General features: G+C 44.2%; 8 protein-coding genes and 1 pseudogene. 7 read left to right on the forward strand and 2 right to left on the reverse strand.

Translation table 11 applies throughout. The annotated features are described in order from the left end of the window. Positions 1-188 precede the first annotated feature (188 nt). From MGMO_RS03000 to MGMO_RS03015, 4 genes and pseudogenes are all read left to right on the forward strand, one after another. Entirely contained in the window at positions 189-1,022 is an 834-nt protein-coding gene (locus MGMO_RS03000; protein WP_023493550.1) for an encapsulin, read from the forward strand. A 41-nt stretch (positions 1,023-1,063) separates the two neighbouring features. Next, positions 1,064-5,428: a DUF922 domain-containing protein gene (locus tag MGMO_RS03005; protein WP_023493551.1), complete on the forward strand. Its 4,365-nt coding sequence runs from the start codon at positions 1,064-1,066 to the stop codon at positions 5,426-5,428. Between the two features lie 141 nt (positions 5,429-5,569). Then, positions 5,570-5,926 carry a hypothetical protein gene (locus MGMO_RS03010; RefSeq protein ID WP_023493552.1) on the forward strand — a complete coding sequence of 119 codons (357 nt, stop codon included), beginning with the start codon at positions 5,570-5,572 and terminating at the stop codon, positions 5,924-5,926. Positions 5,927-6,141: 215 nt separating this feature from the next. Continuing rightward, positions 6,142-6,642, forward strand: a pseudogene (locus MGMO_RS03015) (TIR domain-containing protein); the annotation flags it as partial. Positions 6,643-6,913: 271 nt separating this feature from the next. Here MGMO_RS03015 and MGMO_RS03020 read toward each other — a convergent pair. Continuing rightward, positions 6,914-7,354: a hypothetical protein gene (locus MGMO_RS03020; RefSeq protein ID WP_023493554.1), complete on the reverse strand. Its 441-nt coding sequence runs from the start codon at positions 7,352-7,354 to the stop codon at positions 6,914-6,916. 252 nt (positions 7,355-7,606) lie between these two features. On the opposite strand from MGMO_RS03020, the gene MGMO_RS03025 reads away from it, so the two are divergent. Together MGMO_RS03025 and MGMO_RS03030 are read left to right on the forward strand one after the other, a co-directional pair. After that, on the forward strand, positions 7,607-8,371 hold the full coding sequence (locus tag MGMO_RS03025; protein WP_023493555.1) for an SDR family NAD(P)-dependent oxidoreductase: 765 nt from the start codon (positions 7,607-7,609) through the stop codon (positions 8,369-8,371). A 223-nt stretch (positions 8,372-8,594) separates the two neighbouring features. Continuing rightward, a complete protein-coding gene (locus MGMO_RS03030) occupies positions 8,595-9,053 on the forward strand; it encodes a GDP-mannose mannosyl hydrolase (protein WP_023493556.1) in 459 nt (152 codons plus the stop codon). Between the two features lie 381 nt (positions 9,054-9,434). On the opposite strand, the gene MGMO_RS03035 is transcribed toward MGMO_RS03030, so the two are convergent. Then, positions 9,435-10,664, reverse strand: a complete 1,230-nt coding sequence (locus MGMO_RS03035; RefSeq protein WP_023493557.1) for a Rossmann-fold NAD(P)-binding domain-containing protein — start codon at positions 10,662-10,664, stop codon at positions 9,435-9,437. 336 nt (positions 10,665-11,000) lie between these two features. Between MGMO_RS03035 and MGMO_RS03040 the strand changes: the two genes are divergently transcribed. Further along, positions 11,001-11,847, forward strand: an 847-nt coding sequence (locus tag MGMO_RS03040) for a TIR domain-containing protein (RefSeq protein ID WP_161808455.1), incomplete at its 3' end; no start/stop codon positions are given.

Consider the following 11,847-nt stretch of genomic DNA (forward strand, 5'->3'; position numbering starts at 1 on the left):
ATATTACAAATTAAGTAGTTTCCTAGGCCATTCTCTAAGCGGAATGTGTCAGTTGAAGTGTAACAAGAATTAGTTCTAAAACACAGTAAAAAGTACGTCATTTACCCTACGCAAGGAGGTTGAAATCGAAAGTATTATTTGATAAGTTAATGCCACTAATCAGGTTTCACCAAGAGAGGAGTATTGCAATGGCCAACGCTACCAACGACTTCACGTGGAATGAAGAAAATGTCAACAACCTAGCTAAAAATGTCGCGAGCGAACACCGAAAATTGCGACCTTTGTTGACACTCCATGGAAAACCTGGTTGGACAACCAATGTCATAGGGCACAAAATAATTTTTAATAATACCAAGACCGAACAATTTATTTCCGTTCAAGCTCAAAATCTCACGCCTGTCATTCTTTCCTGTGAATTAAGATTGGGCGAAGAGCATTTCGGCGATGATGGTATGGCACTTGAGAACTCAGTGAAACAGGCGGCTTTAAACATAGCTCAAGCAGAAGATGCAGTAATTCTTCTGGGTAGTGAAGCTAAAGAAAAGCTAAAAACATTAGGTGTGACCCACAAGAATTTAGAGAGTCAATCAGGTATTTTTCCAAATAATCTGGACGTACATGTACCGAAAGATCAATCTGTTTTGGATAGCATTGTCCAAGGAATGCTAAAACTAGAAAATGATGGCCGCTCAAGAAAATATGCCGCTGTAGTGTCGCTAAACTTATTACAACAAGCCAGTCGTCGGCGTGTAAATGCACCTGACACCGAACTAACCGAAATTCGTAATTTACAAGATATGATGCCGAATGGATTCGTCCAAAGCCGCTTTCTTGATGGAAGGAAGGGTTTAGTCATGTCACTGAGTGGCGATAGTGTGCAACTCGCTGTGCCAGTTGATATTTCAGTCCAATTAAAAAAGGTGGAGGAAGAGGCTTTTATTAGAGTCTACGAACATATAAGGCTTGTTATTAATATCACCAATGCAATAGTTCCCTTACAAGAAATAACAGAGATTCAGTAAAACAATCATTGTAACCAAAGCCTAAAGCAAAGGATTTAACGATGCATTTCGAACATGATGGAATGCGTTTATGGGTTGAGCCTAACAAACAACTGACAGGTGGCTCATTAAAACCCGGTTCAGATGCCAATCTTTCCATTGGTGTCGAACCCGCCGACGCAAGTAACCGCGTGCAGGTTAAATACCGCGTCAATAGCGGTTCTGTTGCAGCAATAGACGCAATACCGGTTCGACATGTAGGCAATAAGCAATTTTTTAAAGCCCAATTGCCGTGCGCCGCCTTAAATGAAGGCGATAATGTTGAGTACACCGCAAAGTGCCAGTGCGCTGGTCGGCAAGTGCCGTCGCCAACAGAAGCGGAACATTTCACGTCGTCCTTCCGCATCATGAGTGTTGCGGCAGCAGATCGACCCGCTTCAACTGCAAGTTTTATCAAACCCTTAAGAGCCACTGCCGTTGAGTCTGGAAATACCAGCTCGGATGGCGAATGGCGGCAATCTGTTCCCAAGAAAAGCAAGCTAAAACCTACACACCTCAGTCTATTCGTTCTGGATAAGAAAACCGGCCATCCCGTAGCGCGGATGCCGTTTTATGCGGAAGTGGGTGTTGTTAGCTTTGTTCCTTTACCCAAGTCTGAATGTAAATATAGAGAAGCGATCATTGACGCGCTTTTCCAACATCGCGCCCCCGAAAGAGTTGGCCTTTTTGCAACTATACAAGAATCCACCCCGGAGAATAACTTAAGTTTAATTGCCGAATACATTTGTGATGCGCTTTACCGCTTACTTGCTCCAAGCTCGGTTGATAGCCTTGTAGATAAGAAAAACAACGGACTTTCAGAGATATGGAAAAATGCTGGTGCACTTGTATTAGCAACCAAACCACCTATCAATTTCCCGCAAGACGACCCCCAAGCCGCTTTAAAGCTATTTATACCTTTCATTGAACAAGCCATCCTCGCCTACGCAAAAGCACACAACCTACCGTTAGCAGACACAAACGCCCAACATCAAAAAACCGTATGGGCGCACCCGATGGGCGTATTGGCAACCGATCATGTTGGTTATCTCTCCTTTGACCTGACCCGGTTGCCGGAAGATGTCGCTATTGCGGTAGAAGAAGCCCTGGAATCCCGCCGCCGCGAACCCAGCAAGCCGACCGAAACCACCATCTGGCTCTATTCAATGGCTCGGGAAGAAACGCGCATTGATGCACTGTCTCAGATGCGCTTTGCCCATGACGCCATCGTCGTCAAGCTCGAACTGGAGCAGCCGCACGTACCTGAGTCCATGAAGAATATGGGCCTCATGTCCATGCAGAACCCGGGGCTAATCGACTGGCGCATGTCGCCGTCGTCATTCGCCACCAATCCGGCTGCGCTGCTCGGGGAAGACGCAGACCACTGCGAGAATCTCTACCCCGCCCATGTTGCGCTCCAGGAATTCAATTTCTACCAAGTGGTCGGCTTATCCGATTTGACCCCAAACGATCTTCCTAATGGGGTCAAGCTAGGCGTTGCTCATGAATACCGTCTGGCCTGGTATCCGCTCGGTCACTCGCTTGGGCAGATTCAATACAGCCTACCCTTGGCTCCGGGCGAATCCGTCAACTTGGCGGTAATTGACTGGACGCGCCGCGACGTGGGTACACGCACGGAAGACACCAAAGCAGCCGAGCAACTTACCCATAACCAGCGCCGTGACCGCACCATTACCGAAACTGTCAATGCCTCAATCAAGGAGTTTCAGGAAGGCAGCAGTTTTATGGCCGGTGCCGCCTTATCTGCTGGAGCAACCTTTGCATCAGGGGGATTGGGTTTAGCGGCTGGCTTGGCGGGATCGCTCGGCGGGTCATCGTCAGACAGCAGCGGTAGCCGTGATATTGCCGCCAACACCGTACAGAAACTAAGCGACAACATCAGTCAAGCCAGCGCCTCGATGCGCGAGCTACAAAGCACGGTCGTCGTGCAAACCACGCAGACCGAAAAAGAATCTATCGAAACCAGAACGATTGTCAATTACAACCACAGCCATGCGCTTACAATTCTTTATTACGAAGTATTAAGGCATTTTCGTGTTGTAACTGAGTTTGTTCGCCGCCGCTCGGTAGTGCTAACCAATGTTCATCGAGGAATTTGGGAGGAAAGAGATGGTAAATTGCACATATTATGGAAAATAATTTTAGAAAATCGCAAAGTTTTGCACGATGCACTTTTAGATTCACGTTACGAAGAACATCTTAACTTAGTTGAGAACAAATTACATCGAGAAAAAAAGGACATTGTAAAGAATGAACTTGAAAAGAAATTCAATATTAATCAGACACCGCCGCAACCACCCTTAGAGCCTCCACCACCAATTGGCCCCTATTTTCGTTTTTTCAACGTTGATATTAAAACTGGAGGCATCGAAGCGAAAAAAGACGTGCATATCCATGTTACAGTTTTTGGTTCTGCTACGATGGAGAAATATGATCATACAAAAATTAACCTTTGGGAAGGCGTTAAGCTTCATGGGGAAAATCCAATTAACACTCCTGGGTCGTTACATTGGAAAGATGCAAATTGCTCTGTTACTGCATTATTGCCAGTTGGAGTACCACCAATAGCGTGGGGAAATATTGATTTAATCAAGATAACCGTTTGGCTTCAAGATGGTGACAAAAGCGAAACTGATACCGCATTCCAACACATCAAAATAACAGGTATAGATGTAGACGGTAATCCGACTACCCTTGTTGACAAGAATTACCGTGAGCCTTTTTTTGAAGGGGATATTTACTTTGGTAATACGGGTGATATTTGGTTGCCTACACGTCGGCCTCAACCAGTTCTACCGCCGCCACCTCCGTCAATACCACCAGAACTTATTGAAGAAGAGGCGAAGATACAAGAGCTTGAGGGGCATCTCTTACATCACCTCGCTCATTATGAACGCGCCTTGATTTTAGGAATTGAACCTGCTCAACGGTATGCGCAACTTGCTAGTGTACATATCGGTTCTGGTAATTTGCTAGAAAAGATAGAAAGCCGTCCTCTCGAAATGATTGATGGCTACATCGCTTACCCTTGCGCCGATTCGAACTGGTCTAAGTATATCAATGACGAATTAGATCGCCGACAACCACCGGAACAAACGTCTGACGAACGACTTGTAACGCTCCCCACCCGAGGGCTTTTTGCCGAAGCCAAACTTGGCCACTGCAATGCGTCGGAGGAAATCGACAATACCCGCTTCTGGGATTGGCAGGCATCCCCAATCCCGCACATGGCCCCCGACATCGAAGCTATTAAGGCGGGACAACATTTGGTCAAGGATTTGAATTTACAGCCCACCGCTTTTCCGCAATCGCTTTTAAACATTGTAAATCCTCCCTCGGCACCCGACCCAACCGGCCTTGCTTCCGCATTGAACGTGCTAGGTACACCCAATATTTTCCGGGATATGTCGGGACGGGCAGAGGTTGCTGATTTGCTCAAAAAGCTCTCCGACAATTCCATTTCAATCACCGACGCGGCAAACAAAGCAAAGGAAATTCAAGGAAAATATGGGGCTAATTTAGGCGCAGGTTCAGTTACAGTAGGCAATTCTCCGGGTAGTCAAAAAGCCAAACCCAATGAGCCATCACGAGCCATCAGAAATATTCAAGACCTTAGAAAGGAAATCAAAGAAGGTGTTCGCGATGACCTCTTAAGTCCCGAGAAGGCGAACGAAATCTACGAAAAGAACATTGATCAGATGCACGATCTATTTGGAGTTCCTCGTGGATTCAAGAACTCACTGATTGGCGATCCAAATGCTATTGCTTCAAACGATGCTGGATTTATTCCATCTAACCAAAAAACAGGCGATGCAGGAGTTGCTGATGCTGGAAGACCGGATTCCGGAGCAAATCTGACTTGTACTGAAAAACTAACATGGAAACCTGTGATAGAAGTTCCAATCGATATAAAAGCAGATTCCTTAGTTGAGTTTAGCACCAAAATAAGTCCAGCTTTAGGCGGTTATCCGCATTTGCAGCCAGCAATTGAATATAATTTAGAGTTTGATGCCCAAGGAAAAGTAACAAAAACAAACTTAATGCTTCAGACTAAAATAGTTATTCCGCGATGGTCTGGCGGTCGTCCTTCAGAAAAGGAAAAAGAGCTAATTTTAAAATATGTCCAATTGATCAAATCACATGAAGAACGGCATAGAGATATTGCGAGACAAATCATGTCTGATGCTGTTTGTGCCATGCATGGTAAAACAGGAGAAAATGCTTTAAAGGTTCTAAAAGAATATGAAAGCAAGATGAATAAAGCGCAAGATGCGTTAGACGCGAAAGAAGGCCAGGCTCAGATTGTTTTTGATAATAAAGGAAACCCAAGCGACATAGTTCTGGTTGGCGTGAAAAATAAACCTTAATCTATTTAAATGGATGGTGTTAAATTAAGAATTGAATCGGTTATGCCGCCGAAATTTGTATATTAAATCATATCATCCATTAATTATATCCCTGCTTTGGCAAGGTTAAATCCACGAGTATAAACAAGGGAGATAAGAACTATGTCAGATCAAAATGAATCAATCCCACAAATCGAACGCCAAGTTTCTAAACTGGAAAGTACTGCGACCAATCTGGAGACCCTTGCAGCCTTGGCAACGCGATCAAGCCGAACGCAAGAGGGAAGAACCCTGTCCGACCACGCGGTTGATCTTAGGGTAAAGCAGTTCACGCTGTATCGAAACAAGGACAAACTGCAAACCGACACCAAGGAATGGAAGGCGTTCACCTCGGCCCTCGAACTCGTCAATCACTTCATCGACGAGGCGGTAACAGACCTGAAAACCATCAAGGAAGTGCAAGACTCCGCAGCACGCTTGCTTTCTGTCGTGACCAAGATTGCTGCCGCATTTGGATAAGAATTGACGGGCTTTGCCGATGCGCTTTCCTTTTTGCTCCTAACGGGTATCGTATGGAACGGCATAATCTCTTCGGACAGGACTTAACGCCTGCCATTACCCAACACAGCCGGGTTTTCATTTTACATCGACTGGCCGATAAACCCATAGCCCGCGAAATCGCCCGGTATTTTGAGTTTCTCGGGATCTATTAATATTTCGACGAGAACGACGATACTTTGCAGAAAATTGTGCAGCAAGGCCATTCAAATGATCTGGGAATCGTTGAAAGCATTGATAAGGGGCTTGCCCATTCAACTCAGTTGTTGGCGGTACTGAGTGCAAGAACGATGGGTTCCTGGTGGGTGCCTTATGAAATCGGGTGTAGCCGAACCCAAAAAGCAGGTATTGTTTACCTGATGCTGCCGTCATTAAAACCAGAAATGCTCCCCGAATATCTCCGAATTTGCTTGAACTTATGGACACCCGAAGCACTATTTGATTGGGCTAAACAGTTTACCCGATGGCCAGATAAAGTTATCGAAAGGTATTTTTCGGAATTGCGGGAATTGGAGGCGGGTTGGCCGTTTGGCGAGTTAGGGCCTGGGGAGGAAGCGTTCGAAGAATGGGCTGCAAGAGCGGAAATTGAAAACCGCACTTTTTCTCGATACAATCCGGAAGTTGATGGCACAAGATGTTGTTTGATTTTGCCCCTTCAACGGCATATTTATTGTTGAATGTCTGGTTATGAAAAATTGCACTTTATTTTCCAATTACCGTTATGGGTCGATTTTGACAATTTAACTTTGAGTAAAAATTATCAATTGCGAGTGACTGCAATGAAGAAACCCTTATAGGCTTTAACTCTTCAAATTGTAACTATTTGTCCGAAGGACAGAGGGCCTCGGGTTGAAGAATCCGATTTATGCTACCCACAATAAAAAGCCTGGATTAGAAGCTAACCCAGGCCAAAACTCCGTTTCCATAGCCAGATATTGCTATCCGGTTCTAATAGTTGCGTCCAAGCCCATTACCCAAGAACGAACCGGCGGCTGCGCCGATGCCGGCAGCCAGCGGATGCCCATTGCCCAGTTCATAGCCAAGTACGTTACCAACTACACCTCCTGCCAACCCTTGGTGTGAACGGTTATCATAATAACGCCCGCCATTGTTGTACTGCGGCTGTGGCGGATAATACTGCTGGGGAGAGCCATAATAGGCGGGTGGCTGCTGATAATAATAGTTTGCCTGCGGTTGTGGATAATAATTGTTCACTTGGCGTCTAGGGTATCCACCCCAGCCCTGATGATGGCCATGGTGATGATGTCCCCAACCATGAAGCCCCCAGTCGTGCCCATGCCCGCCCCAGTGACGGTCGTGGGCAACCGCAGCGGACGAAAACAAGATGGTGACGGCTATTATTTGGATCAAATAAGCTATTTTCTTCATGTCATAACTCCAATCAGTTATTATCAACCCTTAAAGAAACCCTTTACTATCGTGCTTATGGTCAAGGTTCCTAAAATTGCCCTTTCTTAATCCTTGGCGATGATTCTACTGAGTGAACATGAATGCTTACTTAACAAAAAGCGGAGCTAATGTTAACCGTGAACGGACACATACCAATAGCGGCAAATATACGGTTAACCTTATAATCAAGCGTTTAACAGCAGGATATTCCTATTACAGGTAAACATTATTATGGACATGGGGCTTAAAGGTAGACTGGCACTGGTTTCTGGCAGCACTGCTGGAATCGGTTATGCGATAGCAGAGGCATTTTCAAGGGAAGGTGCTTGTGTCATTGTCAATGGCCGAAACCAAGCTTCGGTCGATACTGCGGTATCGGCAATCCATTCTATGACAGGCAATAAGGTATTGGGATTCGCGGGTGATCTCAGTAAAGCTGAAGTAGCCGAAGCGTTGGTTCGCGAGTTCCCCAACATCGAAATCCTGGTTAACAACCTGGGCATCTTCGAACCAAAGCCTTTTGAAGAAATCCCCGATGCCGATTGGTTACGGTTTTTCGAAGTCAATGTGATGAGCGGTGTTCGGCTCGCGCGGCTTTGCCTACCCACGATGAAACGAGCGAACTGGGGACGCATCATCTTCATTTCCAGTGAGAGCGGCGTTCAGATTCCTGCAGAAATGATCCACTATGGCGTAACAAAAACAGCACAAATAGCGGTCTCACGGGGCTTGGCTGAGGCCGTTGCGGGTACAGGAATTACTGTGAACAGTATCCTTCCAGGGCCAACCAAGTCTCGTGGGGTAGGTGATTTTGTCGACGCAATGGCTAAAGCAGAGGGGAAATCTTTCGATGACTTTGAAAAGGATTTTTTTGAGAAAATACGCCCTACTTCATTGATTAAGCGTTTTGCTTCACCCGAGGAAGTCGCTTCGCTGGTCGTTTATATCGCCAGCCCACTCGCTTCGGCTACGACACAGGGGCGGCGCTCCGGGTAGATGGCGGCGTCGTAAAGAGCGCATTCTGAGCTCCCTAATGTAACTCACTTAGATTATTATCAGACCCTGCAAAGTTGCGGCAAAAAAGTGCCACACCCTTTTAGAGAAGCCTGGCAACAGGGCTTCTAAAAGGCTTACGGAGCGTTTATCGATTATTACAAAAGCAGCGCTTTAGCCTATATAAATCACGTAAAAATTTGAAATTATCATATAGCCCGACTTTATGCGTCTTCCTGAAGAACAATTTCTCACAGTCATCGCTAATACCCCATTAGTTTCTATCGATCTGATAATACGGAAACCATCTGGAGCTATTCTGATGGGTCGCCGTATCAACGAGCCGGCCAAAGATTACTGGTTTGTCCCGGGCGGACGCATCTACAAGAACGAAGACCTGGAGGACGCATTCAAGCGAATCTGTAATGACGAACTCGGTGTTAGTCTCACGATAACACAAGCTCGTTTAATCGGTGCCTTTACACATAAATACCAAACGAATGCGCTTAGGGCTGCTGGGGTGACTACCCACTATGTCGTGTTGGCTTATGACCTTGGCATCCTTGACCTTCAATTTGATATAGAAGCCCAGCATTCACAAACCCAATGGATTACGCAAAGCGAAGCAAATCGTCCCAATTCGGATGTTCACGTAAACGTTCTGCCTTACTTCAAAACCGCATAGCTCAAAGTTCGGTTCTGTTGCCCTATAAAACGTTCGACGACGTACCTCGATAGCCGACCGTGGTTCAAATCAACTAACGCAAACGTTGTCGGCCAATTTGCGACATTCAAGCAGCAAAACTTTTCAATTATGGATGGCATGCAAGGATAGAAAGCAGACGTAACCAGATTTAATCTGGACACATATATACTCTTATCTCTCTAATATTATTCATTCGAAAAGCAACGCACTTCGAGACTGATCAAGGCATACGGTTCCACAATCGCAGTCCAACAAAGAGAGGCATTCACCAAGCAATAATTATGAGGGCATAAGTTAAATTCGATAGTAAATAAGCGATCAACTGTCGTATTCAGTTTGAAATATTATACATATAAAAAATCAACATTTGCACCGGGTATTTCCATAATGAATTACATCGCATCCTGGATAACTTAAAATTGTGCGCCAAGGATCGAGAATGACAGAGCCGCTTGGAATAACGCAGTAATATTCTGTATTTTCTTTGGTGATATCTGTTCCTGCATAACTAACTGCCGGATTATGTGCCATTAGATAAACTGCTTGCATAGGTTCCGTTAGCGAATCACCCGTTAGAGGATCTACATAAAAAACTGGCACTCCGGCTGCTTCAACGAAATAACCTAACAGCAAGCTATAGCTGCCATGTGTATATTCAATATAAGGTTTGTAAGATTTGCCGTGGATTACGACCGGGAGGTTTTTTGCATTTGCAATTTCAATTAAACGATAAGCCAGATTCTTGGCCTGTCTTTCCCTGCTGTTCATAATGGCTTGAAAAAGATCATAGCCAAGATTAAGACGTTCTGATAAAAAGCGCAGGGCTATATTATCCCTGGGGTGACAAGGGCCGGCATCACCAAGGCCTGCTGTCAAGTATTTTGCGCTCGTAATTCGATGGGTAGCTGACATTAAAGCATTCGTTACTACATCAACATTAATATTGCCATTGCGTTCTGCGACATCTTGTATCATATTTACAATACTTAATTTTGCTGAAATATAAGTATTGTAAAAAACTTTAATTGCCTCTGCCTCATCCCAAGTGCCAATAGCCAATGGGCATTTATTGCCACATATTGGCTCATAAAATTTTAAAATTGCGATTGCATCTTCATTCATCTGTCCATCTTCAGTGCCTATAATTAAACACTCTGGGTTAGCCATGTCTTGTTTTATAGAACCCATAGCGGCAACATAAGGATTGTAGATGAACTTACCCTTAGTTAGTAAGTGGCGTAAATGATTCCTTATGGTTCCAGGTAATACAGTGCTAATTAGAACAATTAATTGAGTATCTTTTGCATTTAAACTAATTTTCTTTAATACATCTTGAACGATACTATAATTAAAATCTCTGGCTGGTAAATCTGCAATTGGTTTCTCGCCACCGTATTCTGAATCATGCGGAGTGGGAACAGCTACAAAAATTATATCTCGGTCATGCATCGCCTCGGCGATGTTTGATGTCATGGGGATTTTTGCTTGAAGATTAGGCGTTAAATCATAACCAACAACATTATAATGATCAGCCATAACTTCCGCTACGGGTAAACCTAGTTTACCGCAACCTATCATTGCTATTTTCATGGTTCTCGTTGCAACTTAGTTATTATGTAAAGTTTTGTCATTGGTGTTGCAAAATTAGATGTAAGTTCTATTCGTTTACCTATGAAAAATTATCAGCATGCACTGTCTATTGCTTTTTATATTTTTGATACTTGTTAACAATTCCAATACATCGAGTTTATAATGATAAATCAGGGCGGGAAAAAAGAAGAGATAATTCAATACATTAATGGAATAATGTTATAAGAACAAATAACAAGACTATTCAACTCTAACATATTTTCGTGGTATGTAGATTAATTCTGCCTTTGGTCTGCAACTTGTTGTTACTATCCTATTTTTGAGAAGGTGTTACACATGTCGACAATTTTACCCAGAGTATTCATCGGTTCAAGTGTAGAAGGAATGAGCATAGCACGTGCACTTGAGGAGCAGTTGCAGCACCAAGTTGAAGTAACAATTTGGAAGGATGGTGTTTTTGGCCTAAGCGAAGTTTCAATGGACTCAATCGTTGAGATTCTAGATGATTTCGATTTTGCTGTTTTCGTCCTTTCTCCCGATGATATTGTTAGTTCCCGCGACAAAACCATGGTAGCCCCAAGGGATAACCTCGTATTAGAGTATGGATTGTTTGCAGGGAGGATTGGGTATGAGCGAGTCTATTTCGTTGTTCCTAAAGAACCTCCGATCAAACTGCCATCTGATATGTTTGGTCTTAAACCAGCAAGTTACAACTCAAACCGCTCAGACAAGAACATTACAGCTGCTCTTTCCCCTGTTGCAACGGAAATTCTAAGAAAAATAGAAAGCTTAGGTAAACGCAAACAATCTGACGAAACCGCATTAGAAGTTGGTATCCGTAGCTGTTACTTCCGTAGTAAACGCACTTCTTTCCATTTACCCCTTGCTAAGGCTGTTGAACGTGTTTACTTGTTAGGCGCAAGTCTCGTTAAGTTTGCTGTAGAGATTCAGGAGCTAGATTCCCTCACGGCTCACGACTTTAAAGTAATTCTACCAGACCCGCTAGAAATTAATTTAATCGAGAAATGGATTGAAACTAGTCCAAGTTCCCGATCCGAATATGTAGGGGACATTATGTATACACTTCAAACAATCCGGAATTGCCACCAAGCCTTAAACATTCAGTTACGTCTTAGCACCCAACTACTCCTTTCAACAATGACTCTAATTGATGACAAAAAAA

The organism is Methyloglobulus morosus KoM1 (genome assembly GCF_000496735.2).
GTDB classification, from domain to species: Bacteria; Pseudomonadota; Gammaproteobacteria; order Methylococcales; family Methylomonadaceae; genus Methyloglobulus; species Methyloglobulus morosus.